This is a genomic window from Seonamhaeicola algicola (genome assembly GCF_007997385.1).
In the GTDB taxonomy this organism is placed as follows: domain Bacteria; phylum Bacteroidota; class Bacteroidia; order Flavobacteriales; family Flavobacteriaceae; genus Seonamhaeicola; species Seonamhaeicola algicola.
The window spans coordinates 215,024-240,973 of the sequence record NZ_VOSC01000005.1; the positions used below are offsets into that span (position 1 = coordinate 215,024).

The 25,950-nt window shown below is 33.7% G+C and carries 16 protein-coding genes; 9 read left to right on the forward strand and 7 right to left on the reverse strand.

Annotation, left to right across the window (positions count from 1 at the left end):
* Positions 1-113 precede the first annotated feature (113 nt).
* The 6 genes from aroC (at position 114) to FUA26_RS00980 (ending at position 6,225) form a co-directional block, all read left to right on the forward strand.
* Positions 114-1,178, forward strand: coding sequence for a chorismate synthase (aroC, locus tag FUA26_RS00955; RefSeq protein WP_147130560.1), 1,065 nt, complete (start codon positions 114-116; stop codon positions 1,176-1,178).
* Positions 1,179-1,438: 260 nt separating this feature from the next.
* On the forward strand, positions 1,439-2,476 hold the full coding sequence (gshB, locus tag FUA26_RS00960) for a glutathione synthase (protein ID WP_147130561.1): 1,038 nt from the start codon (positions 1,439-1,441) through the stop codon (positions 2,474-2,476).
* Between the two features lie 10 nt (positions 2,477-2,486).
* Positions 2,487-2,999 carry a hypothetical protein gene (locus FUA26_RS00965; RefSeq protein WP_147130563.1) on the forward strand — a complete coding sequence of 171 codons (513 nt, stop codon included), beginning with the start codon at positions 2,487-2,489 and terminating at the stop codon, positions 2,997-2,999.
* A 9-nt stretch (positions 3,000-3,008) separates the two neighbouring features.
* The gene (locus FUA26_RS00970; protein WP_147130565.1) at positions 3,009-4,172 is read left to right on the forward strand and encodes a rhodanese-like domain-containing protein; all 1,164 of its coding nucleotides are present in this window, start codon (positions 3,009-3,011) and stop codon (positions 4,170-4,172) included.
* A complete protein-coding gene (locus FUA26_RS00975; protein ID WP_147130567.1) occupies positions 4,165-4,992 on the forward strand; it encodes an N-formylglutamate amidohydrolase in 828 nt (275 codons plus the stop codon). Before FUA26_RS00970 ends, FUA26_RS00975 begins: the two co-directional genes overlap by 8 nt.
* Before the next feature lie 72 nt (positions 4,993-5,064).
* The gene (locus tag FUA26_RS00980) at positions 5,065-6,225 is read left to right on the forward strand and encodes a flavohemoglobin expression-modulating QEGLA motif protein (RefSeq protein WP_147130570.1); all 1,161 of its coding nucleotides are present in this window, start codon (positions 5,065-5,067) and stop codon (positions 6,223-6,225) included.
* Between the two features lie 230 nt (positions 6,226-6,455).
* On the opposite strand, the gene FUA26_RS00985 is transcribed toward FUA26_RS00980, so the two are convergent.
* Positions 6,456-6,875, reverse strand: coding sequence for a thiol-disulfide oxidoreductase DCC family protein (locus FUA26_RS00985; RefSeq protein ID WP_147130572.1), 420 nt, complete (start codon positions 6,873-6,875; stop codon positions 6,456-6,458).
* An 18-nt stretch (positions 6,876-6,893) separates the two neighbouring features.
* Positions 6,894-8,789 (reverse strand): tetratricopeptide repeat protein, encoded by a 1,896-nt coding sequence (locus FUA26_RS00990; protein ID WP_147130574.1) that lies wholly within the window; start codon positions 8,787-8,789, stop codon positions 6,894-6,896.
* Positions 8,790-9,101: 312 nt separating this feature from the next.
* On the opposite strand from FUA26_RS00990, the gene FUA26_RS00995 reads away from it, so the two are divergent.
* Positions 9,102-10,694: a thiol-activated cytolysin family protein gene (locus tag FUA26_RS00995; RefSeq protein WP_147130576.1), complete on the forward strand. Its 1,593-nt coding sequence runs from the start codon at positions 9,102-9,104 to the stop codon at positions 10,692-10,694.
* Between the two features lie 262 nt (positions 10,695-10,956).
* Here FUA26_RS00995 and FUA26_RS01000 read toward each other — a convergent pair whose 3' ends face one another.
* Both FUA26_RS01000 and recG read right to left on the reverse strand, forming a co-directional pair.
* Positions 10,957-13,128, reverse strand: a complete 2,172-nt coding sequence (locus tag FUA26_RS01000) for an endonuclease MutS2 (protein ID WP_147130579.1) — start codon at positions 13,126-13,128, stop codon at positions 10,957-10,959.
* Between the two features lie 226 nt (positions 13,129-13,354).
* Positions 13,355-15,463: an ATP-dependent DNA helicase RecG gene (recG, locus tag FUA26_RS01005; protein WP_147130581.1), complete on the reverse strand. Its 2,109-nt coding sequence runs from the start codon at positions 15,461-15,463 to the stop codon at positions 13,355-13,357.
* A 70-nt stretch (positions 15,464-15,533) separates the two neighbouring features.
* Here recG and FUA26_RS01010 point away from each other — a divergent pair, with 70 nt between their 5' ends.
* Positions 15,534-17,498 (forward strand): M1 family metallopeptidase, encoded by a 1,965-nt coding sequence (locus tag FUA26_RS01010; protein WP_147130583.1) that lies wholly within the window; start codon positions 15,534-15,536, stop codon positions 17,496-17,498.
* Here the strand turns inward: FUA26_RS01010 and FUA26_RS01015 are convergent, their stop codons facing one another.
* Complete coding sequence (locus FUA26_RS01015; protein ID WP_147130585.1) at positions 17,499-18,503, reverse strand: PorP/SprF family type IX secretion system membrane protein; 1,005 nt, start codon at positions 18,501-18,503, stop codon at positions 17,499-17,501. It lies immediately after the preceding gene.
* A 6-nt stretch (positions 18,504-18,509) separates the two neighbouring features.
* Complete coding sequence (locus FUA26_RS01020; protein ID WP_147130587.1) at positions 18,510-24,320, reverse strand: PKD domain-containing protein; 5,811 nt, start codon at positions 24,318-24,320, stop codon at positions 18,510-18,512.
* Between the two features lie 179 nt (positions 24,321-24,499).
* Here FUA26_RS01020 and FUA26_RS01025 point away from each other — a divergent pair, with 179 nt between their 5' ends.
* Positions 24,500-25,417 carry a patatin-like phospholipase family protein gene (locus FUA26_RS01025; protein ID WP_147130589.1) on the forward strand — a complete coding sequence of 306 codons (918 nt, stop codon included), beginning with the start codon at positions 24,500-24,502 and terminating at the stop codon, positions 25,415-25,417.
* 7 nt (positions 25,418-25,424) lie between these two features.
* Here the strand turns inward: FUA26_RS01025 and FUA26_RS01030 are convergent, their stop codons facing one another.
* Positions 25,425-25,946 carry a DUF7935 family protein gene (locus FUA26_RS01030; protein WP_147130590.1) on the reverse strand — a complete coding sequence of 174 codons (522 nt, stop codon included), beginning with the start codon at positions 25,944-25,946 and terminating at the stop codon, positions 25,425-25,427.
* Between the last annotated feature and the right edge of the window lie 4 nt (positions 25,947-25,950).

Below are 25,950 nucleotides of genomic sequence, written 5' to 3' on the forward strand. Positions count from 1 at the left end.
TGAGAATATTGTTAAGCAATTGTTATGCTTTTTTTCAGTTTTTATAGTATGTTTCAGGTAATTTCATTTTTGTTTCTGTTATATAACATTTACATTAGCGAAAAATTTTAGTTATGGCAGGAAATTCCTTTGGAAAACTATTTAATTTAACTACTTACGGAGAGTCACACGGTACCGCATTAGGTGGTGTAATTGATGGTTGCCCATCTGGGGTAACGTTAAATTTAGATGCAATTCAACATGAATTAAATAGGCGCAAACCAGGGCAATCTGCCATTGTAACACAACGCAAAGAACCAGATACTGTTAAGTTTCATTCTGGTATTTTTGAAGGTAAAACTACAGGAACACCCATTGGTTTTGTTATAGAAAACACCAACCAAAAGTCGCATGACTATTCGCATATAAAAGATAGTTACAGGCCAAGTCATGCCGATTATGTGTACGATAAAAAATATGGTTTTAGAGATTACCGTGGTGGCGGACGCAGTTCTGCACGCGAAACCGCTTGTAGAGTAGTAGCAGGTGCCATAGCAAAACAATTACTTAAAGGTATTGAAATAACAGCCTACGTATCTGGTGTTGGTACCATGAAATTAAATAAGCCACACACTGCGCTAAATTTAGCAAACGCTGAAGAAAATATTGTACGTTGCCCAGACCCTGAAATGGCTAAACAAATGGAAAGCTACATAAAAGAGGTGCGAAGTAAAGGAGATACCGTAGGCGGTATTGTTAGCTGTGTTATTAAAAATGTACCAGTTGGTTTAGGCGAACCTGTTTTTGATAAATTACATGCCGAATTAGGTAAAGCTATGCTATCAATAAACGCCGTAAAAGGATTTGAATACGGTAGTGGTTTTCACGGAAGCACCATGTATGGCAGTGAGCATAATGATGCTTTTAATAACGATGGAAGCACAAAAACAAACTATTCAGGTGGTATACAAGGCGGTATAAGCAATGGTATGGATATTTATTTTAATGTAGCCTTTAAACCAGTAGCCACATTAATTCAAAAATATGAAACTATTGATAAACATGGCAAAACGGTTGAAATGCAAGGAAAAGGACGTCATGATCCCTGTGTTGTTCCACGTGCAGTACCTATTGTAGAGGCTATGGCAGCTTTAGTTTTAGCAGATTACTACTTAATAAATAAAATGCACACCCAATAGGTCTTACTTTTTCAGGTTAACATATTCTTATACACATTAAATATTGTGTAGTGTTGTAAATTATACTAATACATACAGCATGATGTATTCATAATATGTTATGCTAATTTTTTGTGGTTTTATAAAAAAATCAGCTTAATTCATTTAAAATTGCGGTGTTATTAAAAGCAGGTTAAAAAAGTACTTAGGCTTTAAGTAACTAAAAAAAATAGTTAACTTTAAGCTATAAATAAATTAAACCCCTTAAAAACATAACAAACATGAATGTTTGCTTTTTAATGTACCCTTGGGAAGAAATAGACCCAGAAAAAGATTCAACATTAGCATTAATTAAAGAATGTGTAAAACGTAATCATGGTGTAGCCATGTGCGTACCAGCAGATTTAACCATACGAAACAGTGTAACAACAGCAAATTGCTCGGTTATTAAGCGTATGGAAAAAACACCAGCAGCACAAAAATCGTTTTACAACAAGGTTGAATTACGAAAAGAAATGTTACCGCTAGCGGGTTTTGATGTTATATTTTTTAGAGCAAATCCGCCACTAGATCCGTTAATGCTTAATTTTCTAGATTCAGTAAAAGATGATGTATTTGTAATGAATTCTTTAGAGGGACTTCGCGAAGCAAATAATAAACTTTATACAGCAGCTTTTGGTGATGCTCACAGCAATATAATACCTGCAACACATGTTTCAAAAAGTAAAAATTATTTGATTAGGCAGATAAAAGAATCTAAGTCTGATAAAATGATACTAAAACCATTAAATGGTTATGGTGGTTCAGGGGTTATTCTTATTGAAAAATCGGCTATGAGTAACATAAACTCATTGCTAGATTTTTATATTACAAATAGAGATGGCACTAAAAATTACGTTATTTTACAAGATTATATTGAAGGTGCAGATAAAGGCGATGTACGAATTTTACTTTTAAATGGCGAGCCAATTGGTGCTATGAAACGTGTTCCTGGAAGTGAAGATCACAGATCAAATATAACAGCAGGAGGTAGTGTACAAAGGCATACCTTAAGTAAAGAAGAAAAAGCGCTATGCAAACAAATTGGGCCAAAGTTAGTAAATGACGGACTCTATTTTGTGGGTATTGATGTTATTGGCGGTAAGCTTGTTGAAGTCAATGTTATGTCGCCAGGAGGCATTACATACATAAATAAAGTATATAAATTAAAAACTAAAATTGAAGAAAAAGTAGTAGATTTTCTTGAAATGAAAGTGCTTGATAAACTTCAAGCTTTTGATAGAAGACAACGCTTGCGTAAAGCAGTTCAAGATGCTTAAAATTTATAAAATGAATAGAAGAATAGTATTTGTTTTTGCCTGTTTTGGTATATTGTTAAGTTCGTGTAAAAAACCACAAACAAGTAATCAAGAATTATTAAGTATTGTTACTAAACTACAAACTGATAATGATTTTTATTATTTAAAAACTTTAGAACCTAATAAAGAAGACATAAAAAAAATAGTTAGAGATAGTTTTTTTATAGAGTTATTAAATGATTACTCAAAAAAAATATGGCAAAATGTTGATTTGTTTTCTAAAAAACTGATGATGTTAGAAAATAAATCAGATAAAGTTGCCATTGTTGCATCTAATAAAATGCAATTGGTAGATTGGAGGCACATGACAGGTGTACCTATAAAGTATAATGTTTTAAGTGAGTTTATTTATGATGATATAACTGTTTACGGCCTTCAGTTTATAGATAGCGAAGGAAATTTAATAAAGGAAAGAGATGCTTTTTTTAAAGTTGATGATAAATGGATTTTTATACCAGAAGCCTATAAAGCATTCATTGAATAATAAATTGTTATGAGTAATTACTTAACATTATTGTACCCAGTTGTATCAGTTACATGGTTAAAAAACAACCTGAATGCTACAAATTTAGTGGTTTTAGATGGTACAATTGCAAAAGTATTTAACGCAGATTCTCAGCAAATTCCTAAAGCACGTTTTTTTAATATTAAAGAAACATTTAGTAATGTAAATGCGCCATTTCCAAGTACATTCCCATCGCAAACACAGTTTCAAACTGAGGCTCAAAACTTAGGTATTAATAATGATAGCGCTATAGTAGTTTATGATGATAAAGGCATCTATTCTAGTGCCCGTGTTTGGTGGTTGTTTAAAGCGTTTGGTTACAATAATGTAGCGGTTTTAGATGGTGGTTTACCGGCATGGTTAAAACATAATTTTCAAACTGAAAACGCTAAATTATATACTGGCGAAAAAGGTAATTTTATTGCCAATCTACAATCTGAATGTATGATGTTTTTTAATGATGTAAAACAAGCATCAAACAACAAAACACATACAATTATTGATGCACGCTCTTCAGGTAGATTTTCAGGAAAAGACCCTGAACCAAGAGAAGGTTTACGTTCGGGTACCATTCCAAATTCTGTTAATTTGCCATTTACAAATTTGTTGAAAAATGGAGCGTTAAAAGAAGAAGAAACTATAGCTAAAGCATTTTCAAACGTAATAAAAAGTAAAAACGAACCTGTAATTTTTTCATGCGGATCTGGCATAACAGCTTGTGTATTGGCTTTAGGTGCTGAAATTTCAGGATATAAAAACTTAGCAGTTTATGATGGTTCTTGGACAGAGTGGGGCACATTAGTGCCAGCAAGTATGGAACGCCCTAGCACATGGACAAAACAACAACTAATAGCCTATATTTTACTTTATGTTGCGCATTCTGATTTAAATGAAAGCAATAAAGAAAAAGCCTATATTTTAAATAGAGTTGATACCAATGTATACAAATTAGTGTATGAACGTTTTGAAAAAGATAACGATTACCAAAGCATTGAAAATATTATTGAAGCTGTAAAAGCACATGATTATTTTAGAAACGACTTAGCCGATTTATTTGCCGATATTAAACTAATGGCTTTTGCCGATGGAGATTTTAAACCCATGGAACAAATGGTTTACAACCAATTACGCCACATATTAAAGCATGGATAAACTAAGTATAGCAAATATAATTACTAATATAGCCAATAAAAAAACGTTTCATGCAGTGGCTTCAGATTATAGTTTTACTATAAAAATTGATAGTTATGTGCCATATGCTTGTGCAGCTATACATAACGGACATCAATTTAGAAAGGAACTTTGGAGTAATTGTTTTCATACTGCTTATGAACGTTGGTATGAAGAAGACCCCGAAACAAAAACCATGGTACAAAGCCACCCAATTGTTATAGCTGGTTGCGATTCGCGGTTTGAATACGATTTAAACCGTCCGCCAGAAGAAGCTGTATTTACAACAGCTTGGGGTAAAGCGCTATGGAAAGCACCATTAACTAATGAGGCTAAAACCCAAAGCTTAAATAAGCATGCAAACTTTTATAAAGTTGTACACGCGCTTATTGAAACTTTAGAAAAAAGTTTTGGTTTCTGTACGGTTTATGATATGCATAGTTATAATTGGGAACGTTGGGATAGGGAAGTGCCCACATGGAATTTAGGAACAACTAACCTTGATAATGAACGCTTTGGTAACGCTATTGAAATGTGGCGCAAAAGTCTAGCCGGTATTAAATTACCCAATAACATAGCACAAACTGCTAAAATAAACGATACGTTTTTTGGTAACGGCTATTTTTTAAAATACATAACCAAACATTTTAAAAATACGTTGGTTTTAGCCACTGAAATAGCCAAAGTATATTGCAGTGAAAGTAACCAAATAATATATCCTGAGGTTGTTTCAGCTGTTGAAACTCAATTAAAAACACGTATTAAAGAACACGCCAACTACATTTATAAAGCACGGTATTAATATTATACAATGCTAGAGGGTGAGTACAATGTAAAAACTTCATAATACGGTAAATTATTCAAAAAACACATTATGAATATTAAAAACAATATAGACAACAAAGCGCTAATAACTATTGATGCTAATATTGATAAGTTAGTAAAACAAATAGAGCTTTTAAGTTTTGTTAATCCTGTTAATATTGAAGAAGAGAAACAACGTTTTTTTGCTTCTAAATATTTAACAGATCCTGTTTTTAAATATCCAAATATAAATTTTGATAGGTATAAACTGCACCGTAAACTGTTTGAAAATAACATAGAAGCTATTGAAGATAATGCCATTAGAAAATTGTATGAAGATATTATTTATCAATATTCAGGTTTAATTCAGTGTATAGAAAACATAGGTAGTGGTAAAAAGTTTTATTACGATTGTTTACGCTGTTTTGGCACACCTACAGAGCAAGATGTTGAAAACGCAAAGTTTATTTTACATTTTGAAGATGAGCCTAGTGATGTGGGTATGTTTGAACCAAAGTACAGTGCACAAGCTGCTGAATCTTTTTTTAGAGACTATTCAAAACGGTATGATTTTGATTATAAAATAGCGCACTCCAATAAAATTTCGGCCATTGCAATGGTGTTAAATAATGTACAAACATTAGTTTTAAATAGTAATTACACCTATTCTGATAATGAAATAGCAGTGTTAACTAATCATGAAATTGGCGTACATATGGTAACCACCATGAATGCGCAATTGCATACTCTAAAAATATTTTCGCATGGGTTTCCAAATAATGAAGAAACACAAGAAGGATTAGCTGTTTTTTCAGAATATATGAGCAATAACCTTACAATAAAACGCTTAAAAGAGTTGGCTTACAGGGTTATTGCTGTTGATAGTTTGGCCAAAGGGTATTCGTTTTCAAAAACCTTTAGGCTATTGCATAATCAATATGATTTAAATAGAGAAAAGGCATTTTTTATAACGCTTAGAGTACATCGTGGTGGTGGTTTTACTAAAGATTATTTGTATTTAACAGGCTTAAAAAAAGTTTATGACTACTATAACCAAGGCAAAGATTTAAGTTTGTTGCTAACAGGTAAAGTAACTTTAGAGTATGCAAATCAAATACAAACACTTATAAATTTAGGTTTAGCTACACCAGCAAAACATATTACCGATGCTTACGCGGTTAATAATAATACCAATAAAACGGTAGATTTTATTTTACGGAATTTAAAGTGATGCTCACTAAGTTTTATGTTTAATTAGTAAATATTGCACCACACTTTATATTGTAGTTACTAATTGGGTTTTTACCTTAAAGAGTTTGAAGTGAATTTTTGATTTGCGTTTATCGATTAAGATATAAATCCGTTTCAATGATTTATATCTACTGATAAACGAAATTAAAATTTTAATAATGAAAAGCCAATATTTACAATGTGTATTGAAAGAAAAGTTATCAACAGATGTTAGCTTAAAAACTTACTTTTTAACTCAGGTGTAGGTATCATGCAAGCCTCCTTTTTACCATACCATTTATAGCGGTTTTTAGCAATGAAATCATAAACAATATTTCTAATAAACGCCGGAATTATATAAAAAACAGCCAGTAAGTTTCTAGGAAAACCCAAATGTTTAGCAATAGCTAATGCAGCCGATGACTTATAAACAATACCATTCTCAGGAGAGTATAGTAAAACAGAATCAATAACCTTAGTATCTAAATCATACTTTTTAATAAGTGCCTGCCCAATGTTACTTTGTAAAGGCGCAAATAAAAACACGTTATTTTTATCATGTTTTATAACATACTGCACAGAACTGTTACAGAGGTTACAAACACCATCAAAAAGGATTAGTTTTTTATTTTTTGGTATGTTGATTTTCACGTCACAAAGATACGCCTTTTACAAACCATTTAAAAAACTACCTAAGTCGGTTTCCTTGTTTAAATTAAGTTTCTTTTTAAGTCGGTATTTACTTTTTAGAACACTTTCAGGTAATACGTTAAGCATTGATGCAATTTCTTTTGTAGACAAGTTCATACGTAAAAAGGAAGCTAAACGAATTTCCTTTTCGGTAATATCTGCATAAATGGCTTTTAGTTTGTTATCAAAATTATTGTGCACTTCGGTAAAGTAGCTTTTAAATATTTCCCAGTCTTTATCTTCAGCACTTTCTTTTTTTAGCAACATTACTAAACGCCGGAACTCAACCTTAAATAATTCTGGAGATTTTTTTATCTTTTCTAAATTCTCTTTTAGTTCTTGTATAAACGTGTTTTTTTGAACTAAATGTAGTGTTTGCGAAGCAAGTTCTTTCTTTTTAAATGCAATTTCCTGTTTGTATATTTCTTCTTGTTTTTTACGCTCAATTTTATTTTTCTTTATACGTTGCTTAAAACCAAAATACAACAAACTAGAAACAGCAAGAAATGTAAACATACCGCCAGCGTAAAGCCCTTTTTTAAGATTACCAATTTCAATTTTTTGGTTTAAGGTTTCTATTTCTTTTTGTTGAAAAGCAATTTCGGCCTCTTTTTTTTCGGTTTCGTAAATGGTTTGTAATTCAGATAGTTTTTGTCCGTTTTCAATATTGTAAATACTATCGTTTATTTTTTTGTAAAGCTTATGGTATGAAAAAGCTTTATTGGTTTGGTTTAATTTTTCATAATTTTTAAAGAGTAAATTGTAAGTATTAAGCTGTGTTTCTAATAAGTTTTTTTGTTTTGCAAGGGCTAATGCTTTTTCTGAAAGCCTAATACTTTTGTTGTAATTATTTTCTATAAAAGCAATTTCAGCCATTTGAATTTGATTATTGGTAACCCTAGCTGTTTCTTGTAGAGAATCTGATATCTTTAAAGACTGGTTGAAGTATTTGTTTGCTTCTTTATATATTTTTCCTTTTTTGTAGTAGAGTCCTAAACCGTAATACACCATAGATAGTCTGCCCGGGCTTTTCATACTAATAGCAAGATCTTTGGCTTCTAACAACATTGTTTTAGAGGTATTGTAATGTGCTTTGTTGCTAAGATTAAGAACACCTAATTGGGTGAGCCCAAAGATAACTCCAAGCTTATCATCTCTTTCTTTGTATTTATTAAGTGCTTTTTCATAGTAATTAATTGCCATTAAAGTGTCCTTCATTTTTAAGTAGTTATAACCAATGGCATTCATAGCGCTAATAGTACTTCTTATGGCTCTATCATCAGAATATTGCTCGTAAATTCTCATGGCTTTTAAATTGTTTTCTAGGGCTAATTTAAATTGTCCTAAATCATTATAAACAATAGCTTTCTTTTCAAGTGCTCCGGCATAACCTGTAGTATCGTGGGCTATAAGAAAGTGTTTTTCAGCTTTAGTTGCATGATATAAAGTACTATCATGTCGGTTGATAATTGCATGATTAAGAGATAAATTTAAGTGCATTGCAGCAATGCAACTATGTTCTTTATGTTCAGTACTTAATTTTAGGCCTTTTCTGTAATATTTATTAGAGTTTTCTAAGTCGTCGGTATAAGAATATGCAATAGCCATTCTTTGGTAACCAGTATAGGTTGTAGGCACATCGTTTAATTTTTTGCCTAAATCTATAAGTTGTTGAGCATATCCAAAGGCTTTATCACTATCTCTTTGTATATAGGCTCTCCAAAGATTAGTTAATACAGGTGTTCTTTCTGTTGTCTCCGGTGTGTTGTTTAAAATATTTATAAGGCTATCAATTTGTTTTGGTGAAGCATCATATTGTGAAAAACAAAAAGAGTTCATAAATAAAAGAAGAAATAAAGTGGCTAACTTTTTCATTATTAGGATGTTTAATTACACAACTAATATAGTTAATAAACCTTTTAATTTCCATATAAGAAGTTTTCTTAAAAAATAGTCTTGTCCATAATAAATCTATGTTTCTGGCTTGGGTTTTGTAATTATTATAAAAATTATTTTATTGATAATCAGTTGTTTGTGTTGGTTTTAAAAATTACATGTTTCAGCTTTGTCCATGTGTGTTTTAAGCTGTTTTTGGTAATGCTGTCCATGGTTTGTCCATGCTAAAAATTAGTTTTCACTTGCATTGGTGTATAAGTTTGAACTGTTGAATCACAAAAATTTGAAATTATGAAAACACAGCTATTAACAATGAAGCCAATGCTATTGGTATTAACCACTATTTTACTTTCATGTAATTCATGTAGTTCAGAAAGTGTAGAAACAGACACGAACAAAGAAGTTTCAGGAGAAGCACTCTTAGAAGTAAATAACCTTTTGGCAAGCCTAAACAATTTTGAACAACCTGACGCAGATGCAAATCAAAAATTTGTTGAAGAAGTAAGTAAAGAACGTGAAGGGCAAAAAAACGAATGCGTAGTAAACAAATACAAGTTAGCACCGGGTTTTAGCGAAATGATTTTACTAGATCCTACAAGCGATGTTATTTATCCTGGAGCTATGCTTAAAGGCGAATCTATTCCAACAGGAGAATATATTGGTATAACAGGTAACAGAGCGCCTATAACCTTATCGGTGTCTTTAGAGAATTTAAACGGAAAACCTTCGGCTTACATAGAGAATCCAAATGTAAATACCGTAAGAACAGGTGTAAAAGATATGTTGCAACAAGGTGTTACAGGTTCCGCATCGGCTAAAGTTAATTTCACTACCGAGGAAGTCTATTCTGAAGAACATTTAAGTATTGCTTTAGGTGCTAGTTACTCAAAAGGAAAAAATAGTGTGTCTGGATCTTTCAATTTTAATAGTTCAGAAAAAAAGCATAAATATGTTATTAAATATCTGCAGGTATATTATACTATAGATTTAACTATAGAAGATAGTGAGAACCCAGGTAAACTTTTTTCATCTTCACCAAATTTAAATAGCACAAGCCCTGTAATAGTATCATCGGTTAAATATGGAAGAATGTTAATTTATACCGTAGAAACCAATTCAAAGTTTACAGATACACAAGCAGCATTTAATGCGGCATTTAACGGCGGATCTGCAGGTGGTAATGGAGAGCACCAGGCTTTTTGGAACAGTTCTACTGTAAAAGCACTGGTGGTTGGAGGCTCATCGGGTGATGCCGCACAAGTTGTTACCGGTCCTGAAGGTGTATACAATTATATAACTGAAGGCGGAGAGTACTCTGCAGATTCTCCAGGAGCACCATTAGGGTATACACTTAGATACATTAGAAAAGGCTTTCCTGTAGCCAATGTGGTATTGTCTAGCGAGTATAACATTAGAACATGTTATGAAGCCTATCATAAGTTTGGCATTCAGCTTTACGGTATAAACTTAGTTAAAAATAACGGAGGCAGTATACGTTTACACGGTAATATGAAAGCACAAGTTTTCCAAAATGGTAATGTTATGGCGTCAGAGTCTTACACACGTACTAGAAATAATTACATTATACCAGAGGAAGGTAAGTTTTGGCCTATACCAATAGATAAAACCCAAGAAATTGAGCTGTATATGCCAGATTTAGAGAACGATTATATATTCCTTTCTGCAGAATTTACTGAAGATGATGCTATAGGTGGTAATGACTATTTAGGTAAAACCGAAATGAAAATTTTACTAAAAGATGTGCAAAACGGTAAAGATGATGATAATGATGGCAGTGACAAGGACGATTATGTTAGATTGCTTCTAACAGAAGATAAAGATATTGATATGCGTACCTACTTTTATGCATGGCGAGTTTACTAATATATTTATAAAAAGCAGTCGGTGCCTAAAGTTGTAGATTCAACAACTTGGTGCTGGCTGTTAATTAATATAAGAAAATTTTAACTATAATTTTTTTATGGTGTTACCCTTCTAAGGTCGGGTCGGGCTTTCGGTAGTCGCTCTCTCCTGCGTCAAGGAGCTCCAACAAATACCTCAATCCCTAACACAACTACCAGCAAAAGTAATTTCAAACATAAAAACAACTACCACCAACTACGGCTTACTTTTACAGCTTGCTGTTTTATTTCTTAACAGCTTCAACCAACTCTAACTGATCTAAACTTACATTGGTAGTAAACATGCCGTAATTAACTACCGCTTTGTTTTTTTCAATTTTATCAATAGTACCAATGGCTCTGCCATCTTCCATTCTAACACGGTCTCCAAGTTTAAGTATTGCTTTGGGTTTAGGCGGTTGTTTCGCTTTTAGTTCTTTTTCTTTCTTTTTCTTTTCACGAATCACTTCAACTTTCTTTTCTACCTCTTTCTTAACCTGTTTTTCTTTAGCCTTTTCTGCTTTCTTTTGTTTGGCAGAAATACGTTTACGCTTAGAGTTTTCAATTTGCACCAACTTAAAAAGCTCGTTCATTAAATCGCGCTTTTGTTTGTTGTTAAAATACTTTTCAGCTAAATCATCAACTTTTTGCCCTAAGTAAATTAAGCGTTGGTTACTATCGTACAGCTCTTGGTAGCTTTCAAGTTTCTTTTGTATGCGGGCATTAATTTCTTCTAATTTATCAGCCTCTTCGCTTTTTTTCTTTTCGTTTAATTTAAGCGATTGTCCTGTTTTTTCAAGTTTAGAGCGTTCTTTTTGTAGTTTCGCAATAGTAGCATCAAAACGTACTTTACTACGTTCAATTTTCTTTTTAGCGCGGTTAATTAAGCTATACGGAATACCGTTTTTCTGCGCAACTTCAAATGTAAAACTACTACCAGCTTGCCCAACTACTAGTTTAAACATAGGCTCTAATGTGCGCTCATTAAATAGCATGTTGGCGTTTTGCATGTAGGGCAGTTCGGTAGCTAATATTTTAAGGTTAGAGTAGTGTGTGGTTATAATACCAAAAGCTTCACGGTAGTAAAACTCTTCTAAAAAGGTTTCGGCTAAGGCACCACCAAGCTCTGGATCACTACCAGTACCAAATTCATCAATTAAAAAAAGTGTGTTTTTATTGCATTTACGCAAAAAATAATTCATTTGCTTTAAGCGGTAGCTGTAGGTACTCAAATGATTTTCAATAGATTGGTTGTCGCCAATATCACTTAAAACCCTATCAAAAATACACACTTTACTACGCTCATGTACCGGAATTAAAATGCCACTTTGCAACATAACTTGTAGCAAACCAATGGTTTTTAGCGTAATACTTTTACCGCCAGCATTTGGCCCAGAAATAACAATAATACGGCTGTTTTGTTTAAGTTCTATAGTTTGCGGAAACGTTTCCTCGTTTTTAGCTACATTGTTTAAATATAATAAAGGGTGGTAGGCATCGCGTAAAAATAGGTGGCGCTCTTCGGTTATTTCGGGTAAAATAGCGTTCATTGAGCGTGCGTATTTGGCTTTAGCTGCAATTACATCAATAGTTACTAAAAATGCCTGAGAGTCTTTTAAATGGTTTGCAAATGGCCTAATAAAATTGGTAAGCTCTTTTAAAATACGTGTAATTTCTTCTTTTTCTTCGTATTCTAGATTATTTAGCTCTCGGGTGTGTTGTAAAGTTGTTTCGGGTTCAATGTAAACAATACTTCCTGTTTTACTACTTCCCATTATAGAGCCGCGTACTTTGCGCCTGTACATAGCTTTTACGGCCAAAACACGCTTGTTTTCAATAACGGTTTCTCTAATGTCATCTAAATAATCCTGACTACTGTATTGATTTAAAGCGGCTGTAAAACTTTGGTTTATTTTGCCTTTAATAACATTAATTGATTGCCTTAAATTATAAAGTAACGGCGATGCATTGTTTCTAATTTCACCAAATTTATCAATAACATGCTCGGTTTTTTCAATAATTACTTTGGTTACTTCAATGCGCGAACTTAAATTATTTAGCTGTAAATAGTACTCTTTAAACGTTTCTAAAAACAGCACAATATCATTTGTGGTTGCCGATAGTGAAGCTATTTTTTTAAAACTGTAAACCTCTAAATATGTGTTTTCTATGTTTAATAACTTCAATTCTTTGTTTATATCTTCAAAACCGTGATTTGGTATGCGGTTATCATTATAAAATGATGACACATACTCATTGGTTAGTGCTAATGAAAACATAACAGCTTCTTTGGTTTTAAGCGGATTTGTTTTTAAAACACGCTCTGTGCCAAGTGGTGTTATGCAGTGTTGGCTTACTTGTTGTAAAACGGTGTAAAACTCTAAGTCTTCTAATGTTTTTTTATGAATGTTTATCATTCTGAAATGCTAAATAGGCTGCAAATTTAAGCATTATGTTTAAAGGTGTGTGTGGTTTTGTGTAGCTTAATTGTTGTTAATTAACAATGCTAAAGAATTTTTTAACACATTTATAACGTTAACCTACTGGTTTTGTGTGTACTTTGCTAATATAATTAAACAAAGCAAACATTAATCAAACATCGAACAGTTAAGTGAAAAACCCAATTGGAAACAGTTGGGTTTTTTAGCTTATATAATTCCAAATGTTTTTGTACTTGGATAGCGCTTTATAGGTATTTAAAATGTTTACATTGTTTGGGTGCGATAATGAGGGGTCTTCTTTAAGTACTTTTTTAGCGTAATACCGCGCATGTTGTAATACATCTTTATCTTTCACAATATCGGCTATTCTAAGGTTTAAAACGCCACTTTGCTGGGTACCCATAACGTCACCAGGACCTCTTAGTTTTAAATCTACTTCGGCAATTTCAAAACCATCATTGGTTTTAACCATAGTGTTTAACCGTGTTTTGCTATCATCAGATAGTTTATGTCCTGTCATAAGTATGCAATAACTTTGCTCAGCACCTCTACCTACGCGTCCTCGTAATTGGTGTAGTTGTGATAAGCCAAAGCGTTCTGCGCTTTCAATAATCATTACCGATGCATTAGGCACATTAACGCCTACTTCAATTACTGTTGTAGCAACCATAATTTGTGTTTCGCCTTTGGCAAAACGCTGCATTTCATAGTCTTTATCGGCGGGTTTCATTTTACCATGAACAATAGATATTTGATATTCAGGCATGGGGAAATCTCTCGAAATGCTTTCGTAACCATCCATTAAATCTTTATAATCCATTTTTTCACTTTCTTGAATTAATGGATATACCACATACACTTGTCTGCCTTTTTTTATTTCATCTTTAATAAATTTAAAAACATTAAGGCGGTTTTTATCAAATCTGTGTACGGTTTTAATGGCTTGTCTCCCTGGAGGTAATTCGTCTATAACAGAAATATCTAAATCACCGTAAACAGACATGGCCAAGGTGCGTGGAATTGGCGTAGCGGTCATAACTAAAATATGAGGCGGGTTTGATATGCCTTTATCCCAAAGTTTTTTTCTTTGTGCTACTCCAAAGCGGTGTTGTTCATCAATAATAGCGAGTCCTAAATTTTTAAATTTAACCTTATCTTCTAAGAGCGCATGTGTGCCTATTAATATTTGTAAATCACCGCTTTCTAGGTCTTTGTGTATGGTTTTTCTATTTGAAGTTTTTGTTGAGCCCGTGAGTATTTCTATGTTGATATTCAGTTTTTTACACCATTCTAATAAGCCGTTATAGTGTTGAACTGACAAAATTTCAGTAGGTGCCATTAAACAGGCCTGAAAACCATTATCTATGGCCATAAGCATGCACATAAATGCTACAATAGTTTTGCCTGAACCAACATCACCTTGCAGTAGCCTATTCATTTGTGCATTGCTTCCTAAATCTGCTCTAATTTCTTTTAAAACACGTTTTTGCGCATTGGTTAATTCAAAAGGTAAATGGTTATTAAAAAAGGTATTAAAATATGTGCCAACTTTATTAAAGGTAAACCCTTTAATTTTTGTTTTATGAATTAAGTTTTTAATAATGAGTTGTAGTTGAATAAAAAACAACTCTTCAAATTTTAAACGTAATTGTGCTTTTGCTAATAGCTCTTGATTTTTAGGAAAATGAATGTTTAAAAGCGCTTCACTTTTACTTATAAGTTTTACATCTGAAATGAGTTCATTTGAAAGCGTTTCTGTAAAACGCCCTTTGGTTTCTAAAAATAATTGCTGTACAACTTTACTAACAACCCTATTGCTAATACCTTTATTTGTTAGTTTTTCGGTAGAAGGATAAATGGGTTGAATGCCGTTATTTAAACCGTTTTTGTGGTCTTCGGTTGTTTCAATATCGGGGTGCGGCATGCTAAACTTACCATTAAACCAATTGGTTTTTCCAAAGATAACATACGGCGTGTTTAATTTTAAACTGTCTTTAATCCATTTATGGCCTCTAAACCAAACGAGCTCCATAGTGCCTGTTTCGTCTTGAAATGTGGCTACTAATCGTTTGCCGCGTTTTTGCGCTACCTCTTTAAAGTTTTTAATAACTCCAATAACTTGTATTTCGGCATTACTTTGCTGTATTTGGTTTATTTTGTAATACCGCGTTCGGTCAATGTATCGGTTAGGGAATAGGTTGAGTAAATCTTGAAACGTATGAATATTAAGCTCTTTACGAAGTAAATCGGCTCGGTTAGGGCCAACACCTTTAAGATAATCTATGGGAGTTTGTAAAAAAGCCGTATTCATGGAACTAAAATAATTCTTTTGAAATAAATTGCAAGTGGCTTTTTGTACTAAAGTTTGCTATATTCACTCTATGAAAAACACGTGGATTTTATTATTAGTTTTAGTATCATTAGCTTGTTTTGGGCAACAAACTGATGTTGTTGATTTTAAAACCTGTAAAGCTACTATTGGTTTCAATGTTTCTAAAAAAAAGGTAATAGGTAATGTTGTGTATACGTTTCATGTTTTGAAAAAAACAAATGCGGTGTATTTAGATGCTCAAAACATGCAGTTTTCTAATGCGCGTTTAATTGAAAAAAACAAACAGATTACATTAGATAGTGTTGTAAATACCAATAGTAAATATGTGCTTCATAAAACATTTAAAAAAGGAAACGTATACACGATTTCTTTTGATTATGAAGCAAGCCCCACAAAAGCATTGTATTTTATAGCTAAAGATGAAGAACATCAAATTTGGACGCAAGGTCAAGGTAAATATACCAGCAATTGGTTGCCAAGTATTGATGATATGAATGATAAAATAGAATTCAATTTATCTATCACGTTTCATAAAGATTATGAAGTTATCACCAATGGTAAATTAATAGAAAAACAAACAACAAATACTGTAACCACTTGGCACTACAATATGCAAAAGCCTATGGCAAGTTATTTGGTGGCATTGGTTGTTGGTAAATATCATAAAAAGGTTGAAGTATCAAAAAGTGGTATTCCGTTAGAAATGTATTATTACGCTGAAGATTCTTTGAAATTTGAACCAACATACCGCTATACTAAACGTATGTTTGATTTTTTAGAAACAGAAATAGGTGTAAAATATCCATGGCAAAATTATAAGCAAATACCTGTAAAAGATTTTTTATATGCTGGTATGGAGAACACAAGTACAACTATTTTTGCTGATAGTTTTGTAACAGATTCTATTGCGTTTACTGATAAAAATTATGTAAATGTAAATGCACATGAGTTGGCACACCAGTGGTTTGGTAATTTAGTAACAGAAACATCTGGTACACACCATTGGCTACAAGAAGGCTTTGCAACCTATTATGCCTTGTTAGCCGAAAAAGAAGTATTTGGCAACAATTACTTTTATTGGCAGTTGTATGAATACGCGCAAGAATTACAGCAACAAGATAAGGCTAAGGCGGGCACATCAGTATTAAATCCTAAAGCAAGTAGCACTACATTTTATAAAAGAGGCGCTTGGGTTTTGTATGCTTTACGTAAAAAAGTAGGGGATAATGCCTTTAAAAAAGCAGTGAAACGTTATTTATTAAAACACCAATATAAAAATGTTGAAACAACTGATTTTATAACTGAAGTTGAAAAAGTAAGCAAACAGTGTTTAAACAATTTTGTTGAAAGGTGGTTAAAAAATGAGGTGTTTAATTATGATGAAGCGCTACAAATTTTAAAAGAATCAGCATTTATAAATAATTATGTAAAAGTTGATTGCATTAGTGCTAATAATAATTGTGAAGACTTATTAGCATCAAACGCTTCAAATGAAATTAAAATTAAAATAATTAACCAAAAACCAGCTATAATTAATAAAACCAGTTTTAATAATCCTTTAAAAGTACGTCAAGCTATTGTGCAAAACCTTGTTGAGATTCCTTCAGCATTAAAAACATCATATGAATCGCTTTTAAATGATGCTTCATACATAACCATAGAAACTGCATTATTTAATTTATGGCGAAATTTTCCTGAAGACCGCTCAAAATATCTCAATAAAACAAAGGGAATAATTGGCTTTCAAAATAAAAACATAAGAATACTTTGGTTAACATTGGCTTTAATTACCGATGATTTTGAAACTAATAATAAAGCGCAATACTTTGCTGAATTAACAAACTATGCAAGCCCTAAATATGGTTTTGAGGTGCGGCAAAACGCCTTTCAATATTTGCATCAAATAGAGGCTTGTACGGCTGTTTGTAAAGATTATTTGGAACAAGCAAAAACGCATCATAATTGGCGCTTTAAAAGTTATGTAACTAAGCTGCTTAAATTAATGCAAGATTAGTTATTTTCTGCGCTCATTATTTGTAGGGTTTCTGCAAACCAAACATGCCGCTAAATAAGTTATAGAAAGTTCATAAACACCATCTGTTCTACCTATGTTTGATGTGTTAAAATCATATGAAAAACCAAAACGTAAGCGCTCAAACTCTACACCAACTAATGCGTTAATTGATGTTAGTAAATGACTATTACCACTATTTTTAGCAGGATTTGTTACTGCCATAGCTCCTAAAAATAACTTGTTTAGTTTTGCTGTAGCGGCTAAATCTAACCTATTATACGCACCTTGTTGCATGTAATTTGCCGAAAGTATCATATCATTATAATCAAAATACGGAAATTTATAATTAGCATGTATCGTGTATAAAATATCTAAGGGTACATTACCATTGTTTAAAAAAGAAATGTTAGGCCTGTTTAAGTGTTTAATAGCTGCACCCAACCATAAATCTGTATCATTTCCTCTGTTTTTTTTATCAAATACAAAACCTGCAGTAAAATCTACAAAACCAATTTTATCATTAGCATTGGCAGCAAACGGATCGTTTGAATTAGCATTTACAGTGCCAGCATTGATGTTAATTTGATCTGATAATAATAAATTTCTGAAGTTAAACGATTTCATGCCATAACCAATTTCAATAGCAGGTCTAAAAAACCAGTCGTTATTCAAACCAATAATATATGTGAAGTTAGTATTAAACTGAAAATGATTGTAACTTGTGCTGCTTTCGCGCTGATTTAAAACACTAGCACCAATACCAATACCGTTACTTGCTGTATCTAACCATGTGTTAAAAAAGGCATAATTGGTATCAACTTGCAAATCTAAATAAGGCCATTGTGTACGGTGTAAAACACCAAAATAGGTGGCCTGTTCAAAACCTGAAAACGCAGGGTTTATAGTTTCAGGTACCATGAAATACTGACTAAAAATGGGGTCTTGTGCTGGTGCTTTAAAACATAAGCACGTAGTTATTAAAATAATAAATAGTTTTATCTTCATGATATTTTATCTAATTAATACAACAACGCCTTTGCTGGTAATGGTTTTTCCGTAAAACGTATTGCCTGAAAATGTGTAGTAATAATTGCCGTTTTCAGCTTCGGCATCATTAATTTTTCCATCCCAACCACGTATACTTTCGCCTTCTTCAGAATAAATCATATTACCCCAAGTATTGTAAATGTGCAGTTTCATGTTTGAAAGTGCTATTTGTTCGGGTAGAAAAACATCATTTAAAGCATCTTTATTAGGTGTAAAAGCATTAGGCACAATTAAGCTGTAACCTTTTTGAATGTTTATGGTAATGCTTTTGGTGTACACACAGTTAAAAGGATATGTTACTGTTTGTGTTATGGTGTAAGTACCAACGGTTTTGTATGTGTGTGACGGATTTTCATTACTTGAAAAATTACCATCGCCAAAATTCCATGACATACCAACATAACTACCCGTAGCGGTATTTGTGAATGTTATTGGAGCTTCTATGGAATAAAAACCATAAGCATCAAAAGCTTCAGAATGTATTGTAAAGTCTGCATCACCTAATTCAGGAATATCAACGTTGTATGAATATGAAAATGAGCAACCAGCAGCATCTATTACATCAATTATAACAAGGCCATTTTGCGTGGTGTGCATCACTTCATTATTAATACCACTTGTAATGCCACTAGACCATGATATTTGATAGGGTGGAACACCACCACTAGGTTTTGCAATAAAGTTTTGGGTAATTTCTTTGGTATCACAATTATGAGTGGTTTCAGTAACAACTTCTACCGCTAGGGGTTCAAATCTATTGATGTTGAAAGTTTCTGAAATTTCACAATTATTAGCATCTGTAACAGTTACAGTATATGCTCCTGGAGGGATGTTAGATAAATCTTCGGTGGTAGCACCATGAGACCAATTGTAAGTTAATGGTAGTGTACCACCTGTAACAATTACATTTATAGCACCTGAGTTTGCATCATCACAATTTAAAGCATCGGTTTTAATACCAGAAATGTTTAGCGCATCAGGTTGTGTTATTGTGAAGGTTTCATTTATTACACACGGTTTTCCGTCTGTAATGGTTACGGTGTAAGTTCCAGGCGCTAAATTGTTACGTTCAACCCCAGCGGAGGAGTCGTCATCCCAAACCAAGTTAACGGGTGCTATGCCGCCTTCAAAATTTAAAATAATACGTCCGTCGTTTTCACCAAAACATGATATGTTTTCTACTTGTGGCGTTATTCTAAAAAGCGGTGCTTCATCAATAACAATAGTGGCTTGCTTTTGGCAATTGGTGGCATCGGTTACTGTAATTACATAAGTACCAGCAGATAAGTTGGTTTGTGTATTGCCAGTGCCTAAGTTGCTCCAAGTAATGGTGTAAGGGGCATTACCTCCTGTAATAGCGTTAATGGTTATTGAGGCATCATTATCACCGTAACATGCAATTTCGGTGGCGGTGTAGTCAATAATAATCTCGTCTGATTGATTAATAACAACACTCAATGTGCTTGTACAGCCAGATTTATCGGTTACTGTAACTGTATAGGTGCCGGCACGTAAGCCTGTTAGGTTTTGGTTGGTACTAGTAAAACCGTTAGGCCCAGACCAAGCATACGTATATTCAAAAACACTAGGACTAGTTTCAATTAGGCGTCCGCCTGTTACATCAATATAAATTTCGCCAGTAGCCTCGCCATAACAAATAACATCAACTTTATTGTTTAAAGACACTATAAGTTCAGCGGGCTCAATTACTGAAAAGCTTTGCGTTATAGGGGAGCAATTATTAGCATCGGTAACAGTAACTTCGTAGGTTCCTGGTGCAAGGTTTGTTAAATCTTCATCTGTGCTATAGGGCATATTGTTTCTAGTCCAATTATAGGTATAAGGCTGGGTGCCACCGCTAATATCAATTGCAATATTACCATCGTTGGCTTGAAAACAACTAATAGTTTCTGTATCAAAATTTATGTTGCTAAACACCAATTCATCAGGTTCGGTAATAGTAAATGTTTCTGAAAAGGGACAACCACCATCATCTAAAATAGAAACCGTATAGCTACCTGGTTCTAAATTTGAAATATCTTCATTACTACTCGTAAATCCGTTGGGACCTGTCCATGTAATTTGGTAAGGATTACCCGATGAAAATGGCACGCCGCCAGCAATTGTTATGTCTAATGAACCAGCATTAGCTGCAAAACAATTACTGTTTATTTGTGTAGGCGTAATGCTTATTGAAGGGTTTACGGTAATTTCAACCTGAAAAGTAGCACCCACACAATTACCCAACCTAGGTGTAACAGTGTATGTAACTGTAGCAGGATTGTTTGTTGTGTTTGTTAGTGTTTGATTTATAGAATTTTGTGGGGTTGTTTCTTCAGAAGCACCTGTAATACTGCCATTAGGGTTTATAACAGGAGTAGTCCAAGTATATGTTGTTCCTGTAGGCGCTATATCACTACCTGATGAATTTGGTGCTATTGAAAAACTATTACCACTACAAATAATAGCCGTTTTATTACTAATATTAGGTGTTTGGTTAACCGTGTGTTCTGTTGGTATTGATGCAATTTCTGTACATCCACCCGAAGCAAATGTTAAAACCACATAATAGTAAACAGTGCCAACAGTTGTTGCTGATGGTGTAAAGCTAGAACTTGTTTCGCCAGTAATTGGAGTGCCTGTAGTATTATCGTTTGTAGTGTTAGAAAACCATTGATAGTTTGGTGTGCCAACACCATTTGTATAACTAACTGATAAGGTGTTAAAACTATCACCAAAACAAATGATTTCTGAAAGTGGCTGATTGGTAATAGTGGCAGCTTCATTTATAATAACTTCTGATGTGTTACTTGTAACCGCACAATCAATACCTGCTTGAGTAACTTCAACATAATAATACACCGTTCCAACAGTGGTGTTAGGCGGTGTAAAAGCGCTGTTAGTAGCGCCTGTTAATAGTGTGCCTCCAGTATTTGAATTGGTAGTATTGCTGTACCACTGATAGTTGTATGTTGACCCCAAACCACCAGAAACACTTACGCTTAAATCTGTAGGTGTAATGCCTTCACAAATGGTTTGTGTAGCTATGGGGTGTGTATTAATAACAGGATCGGTAACTACAATAACTTCTGAAACATTGCTTGTAACCGCATTACAGCCGCTACCAGCAGCAGTAATAATTACATAATAATAGTAGTTGCCAGCTGTATTGAAAGTTGGCGGATTGTAACTAGAATTTGTAGCGCCCGTTATAGCTGTACCACCAGTATTGCTGTTTGTGGTATTTGAATACCATTGATAGCTTAAAACGCCTGTGCCTCCTGTGTGTGTAACCGCTAAACTAGAGGGCAAACTACCACCAATACATAAGCTTTCTGAGGGTGTTGGTTGTGTGGTTATTTGTAGGCCTTCAACAACTTCAACTTGGGCAGTGTTAGAGGTTATTTCATCACAGCCTGCGCCTGATGTAAATGATGCTGTTACATAATAATACATTAAACCAACAGGATTGTTTGGTGGTGTAAAACTACTGCTAGTTTCACCTGCAATAGCAGTGCCTGTTGTAGTGTTATTTGTGGTGTTTTCATACCACTGATAAGTTGGTGTGCCGGGGCCGTTAACTGAAACTGATAGCAGGCTAGTGCTGCCGTTAAGACATATGGTTTCATCTTGTGGCTGACTAGTGAATTCTGGGGCAGGGTCTACAATTATTACTAAATTAACGGGAGCGCCATCACAACTGCCATTATAGGGTGTTATGGTATACGTTACTGTTTCTGAGGTGGTATTAGTATTTGTAATAGTTTGAACAGGAATAGTGTTTGAAGTGCCACTTGTTGTGTAACCTGTTACACCCGCAGGTGCTGTGGCAGACCAACTGTACGTAGTACCCGCTATACTTGATGTTAAATTTACCTCGGTGGTTTGTGTTCCAGAGCAAATGGTTTGTGTTAAATTAGTATTAGTAATGCTTGGTACGTTATTAATAGTAAAGTTCTCAGTGGCGGTTGTAGTGCCACAACTAGAAGTTACACTTAGGGTAATTTGGTAATTTCCGGGTGTGTTGTAAGTAATGGTTCCGGGGTTTTCGGTGGTAGCTGTAGCTGGCGTTCCCCCCGGGAAACTCCAATTATATGTAATAGTTTCAGTAGCTGGTGCACAGGTGTTAATTGTAGCCGTTGGGTTTATTGAAGCTGTTCCGCAGGCATCAGTTAATGTGTTAATGGTTACAGATGGTGGTTGTTTAACCTCTACAGTTTGCGATGTTGAATTACTGCCACAAGCATTGGTAGTTGTTAATGTTAGCGTGTAGGTGCCTGCACTAATAAATTCAAAGCTAGGTGCTGAAGAATTTTCATCAGTGCCCCCAGTAAAGCTCCATTGTGCTATGCCTGTAGCACAAAACCCTTGGGTGTAGCTTACTTGCCATAAATAGGTTTCACCACCGCAACTATTAGCTAAATTAGTGGTGTTGGTTGTTTGTACATTTAAGGGTGAACAGCCGTTACTAGTATCTAAAGTAAAGGTTGGGGTTAATTCGGGTTCAATACAAATGGTATTTGTTACTGTATTGGTAGTGCCGCAAAAGTTTTGAGCGTATAAAGACACAGTGTATGTACCTGGCATTGTATAGGTATGCGAAGGATCTCTTAAATTAGAGGTGTTACCATCGCCAAAATCCCAAAAATAACCTGCATTGGTATCGCAATTTTGGTTGTAGCCCGTTTGTGATGTATTGGTAAATTGTACAGCAGAATTAACACAGCCTGTTGGTGGGTTTTCAAAAGCCACATCTGGTTTTTTTAATATAATTATGGGGCCTGCTGTTAAGTTAGTAGCACCACATGATGTTGTAATGTATAAAAACACCGTATAACTAAAGTTTGGGCAGTTAGATTCTGTATATTCATGAGGAATAGGAAAATCTTGAGAATTAGCAGGGTCTGCGCTGTTAAAATATATTGAGCTTTCTAGTTGTTGTTGTGTGTAGCTTTCAATAGTACCATCGCCAAAATCAACTTGATAATTAGTATCTGGTGGGTTAGTGCCCCATGAACCAATAGCAAAGTCTATAGGTGCAATTGGCACACATAAATTAACCGTGTTACCAGGATTTACAATAGCACCTGTAGGGTTGCTAGAATTTTTTATTAAGTAGGTTACGGTATTGTTACAGTTTGTGCCATTACCTGTAATACGCATGTTGTATGAACCAAGTTGTGTATAGGTGTGTGTTAATGGAAAACTTACATTTGTATCAGTATTACCATCACCCCAATCTATATCATATGATGTAATACAGCTTCCGGTAGATCTGTTGCCAACATTAACAGTATACGAGGGGTCTGAAGTGTTATTTCCACAGTTATCAAATTGAGGTGTAAAATTAGCTTCCGCATCAATATCATAAAAATTTAAATTGGGTTTTTCAAGTAAAGGTACTGCTTTGGTTATAGATGAGGTTTCGCCATTAGTATCGGTTACTGTTAGCGTAACATTTACATTTCTAGTGCCACAACCTACTGCATTAAAAGTATGCGATGGGTTATTGTTAGTGCTTGTGCTACCATCATCACTAAAATTCCATAGATACGTAAAAGGACCTGCTCCAGACACCGATGAGGTGAAATTTACTTGCGTTCCAGAACAGGCACCACTATTGTTAAACGTAAAATCTATAACAGGAGGTGGTAGTGCATGTGATGTACTATTTGAAAATGATGACGCTAATGTAATTTGATGCGATTTTAGTGCAGATAGTGATGCAATTATTACAACAGAGAACAATGCAACAAGAAAAAATTTCTTAAGCATACGCAGTGTTAGGATTATGGTTAATAGCTGATACTAAAATAGATATTCTTTTTTTGCATACTAAATTAAATTAGAGGTACGGCCTTTTTAATCTATAAACTACCAACCTTTAAAAAAAAGCTAGAAGCTAGCTTACTATCTCATACCATAATTACTATATTTAAACATTAATTTATTTTATGAAAGCATTAGTAATATCTGGCGGTGGTAGTAAAGGCGCTTTTGCAGGCGGTGTTGCGCAGTATTTAATTGAAGAACAAAAAAACGACTACGATATGTTTTTAGGTACTTCAACTGGTAGCTTGCTAGTGCCACATTTAGCAGCAGGTAGAATTGATAAGTTGTTTGATGTGTATACCAATGTTAACCAAGACAGTATTTTTAGTGTAAACCCTTTTGTTATAAGAAAAAAAGGCGACAGAGAGTTTGTATCTATAGATTTTTTAAACACCATTTGGCAATTTATTAGAATGAAACGCACCTTTGGTGAAAGTAAAAACTTAAAAAAACTTATTAAACGAAAGTTTACCCAAGAAGAATATAACTTAATAAAGCAAACAAAAGATGATGTGGTTATAACCGTATCTAACCTTACTAAAAACAGTGTAGAATATAAATCTATTAATGATTATTCATATGAAGAGTTTTGCGAATGGATTTGGATTTCATGTAATTACATTCCATTTATGTCTTTAGTAAAAAAAAACGATTTTGAATATGCCGATGGTGGCTTAGGTTGTATTGTACCCATACGCGAAGCTATTTTAAGAGGTGCAACACAGGTAGATGCTATTGTGCTTAAAGCAGAATCAATGCAAGGCAATAAAGTGTTGGGTAAAAACCCATTTTCACTTATGATTAGCCTGTTTGGGCATTTGTTAGATAGAATGGAGCGTAATGATGTTACCATAGGCAAATTAGCAGCAATAGCTAAAGATGTAGAACTTAATTTATACTATACGCCATCAAAACTTACAGAAAACTCATTAATATTTAATAAAAAATTAATGCGAAATTGGTGGCAACAAGGTTTTGAGTATGCAAAAGATAAATGCGCCCAAGCACAAAATAACGAACTCCGTTTAGAGGACGATTAATTTTGGTTTACCAAAGGCTAGAAACTTCATCTTTAATAAACATGAGTGCCGTATCACTAGGTGCTTTTCGTTCCATCATTTCGGTTAAAATAATTTCACGTAATTTATCAGCAGAGTCTGTTTTTTCTGAAAGGTTAGCTTTTCTAATTAATTGAATTGTAGCATTTTTAGCTGCCACAATAATGCTCCAGCATTTATCTGTAACATAAATTTGTTGAGATAGGTTATGTTCAAATTCCTGTTCAATACTTTGTATTAAAAGCGCTTCGTACATGTTTTTATCATCACTTTTCGGTGATACTCTTAATAATAATTTTGAAGGCGTAATGCGTTCTAAAAACAGCGCCATACGTTCATAGGCCTGTAGTCTAGAGGGTAGGGCGCTTACTTGTAAATCTTTCTTAAGTAAAAAACGTCTGCGACCATCTTCGTTTTTAGTGTGTGCTTTAAAAAATTTATAGGCTATTATACCAGTAATTAATGTAGGTACAGCAAAAAGAAATAAATCAAAAATTCTGGTTAATTCCATACTA

Excerpts from the sequence above, each read along its gene's own strand:
- FUA26_RS00970 (WP_147130565.1), top strand. The coding sequence starts at position 3,009 with ATGAGTAATTACTTAACATTATTGTACCCAGTTGTATCAGTTACATGG.
- FUA26_RS01020 (WP_147130587.1), bottom strand. The coding sequence starts at position 24,320 with ATGCTTAAGAAATTTTTTCTTGTTGCATTGTTCTCTGTTGTAATAATT.
- FUA26_RS00965 (WP_147130563.1), top strand. The coding sequence starts at position 2,487 with ATGAATAGAAGAATAGTATTTGTTTTTGCCTGTTTTGGTATATTGTTA.
- FUA26_RS01010 (WP_147130583.1), top strand. The coding sequence starts at position 15,534 with ATGAAAAACACGTGGATTTTATTATTAGTTTTAGTATCATTAGCTTGT.
- FUA26_RS00980 (WP_147130570.1), top strand. The coding sequence starts at position 5,065 with ATGAATATTAAAAACAATATAGACAACAAAGCGCTAATAACTATTGAT.
- FUA26_RS00995 (WP_147130576.1), top strand. The coding sequence starts at position 9,102 with ATGAAAACACAGCTATTAACAATGAAGCCAATGCTATTGGTATTAACC.
- gshB (WP_147130561.1), top strand. The coding sequence starts at position 1,439 with ATGAATGTTTGCTTTTTAATGTACCCTTGGGAAGAAATAGACCCAGAA.
- recG (WP_147130581.1), bottom strand. The coding sequence starts at position 15,463 with ATGAATACGGCTTTTTTACAAACTCCCATAGATTATCTTAAAGGTGTT.
- FUA26_RS01025 (WP_147130589.1), top strand. The coding sequence starts at position 24,500 with ATGAAAGCATTAGTAATATCTGGCGGTGGTAGTAAAGGCGCTTTTGCA.
- FUA26_RS01015 (WP_147130585.1), bottom strand. The coding sequence starts at position 18,503 with ATGAAGATAAAACTATTTATTATTTTAATAACTACGTGCTTATGTTTT.
- FUA26_RS00975 (WP_147130567.1), top strand. The coding sequence starts at position 4,165 with ATGGATAAACTAAGTATAGCAAATATAATTACTAATATAGCCAATAAA.
- FUA26_RS01000 (WP_147130579.1), bottom strand. The coding sequence starts at position 13,128 with ATGATAAACATTCATAAAAAAACATTAGAAGACTTAGAGTTTTACACC.
- FUA26_RS00990 (WP_147130574.1), bottom strand. The coding sequence starts at position 8,789 with ATGAAAAAGTTAGCCACTTTATTTCTTCTTTTATTTATGAACTCTTTT.
- aroC (WP_147130560.1), top strand. The coding sequence starts at position 114 with ATGGCAGGAAATTCCTTTGGAAAACTATTTAATTTAACTACTTACGGA.
- FUA26_RS01030 (WP_147130590.1), bottom strand. The coding sequence starts at position 25,946 with ATGGAATTAACCAGAATTTTTGATTTATTTCTTTTTGCTGTACCTACA.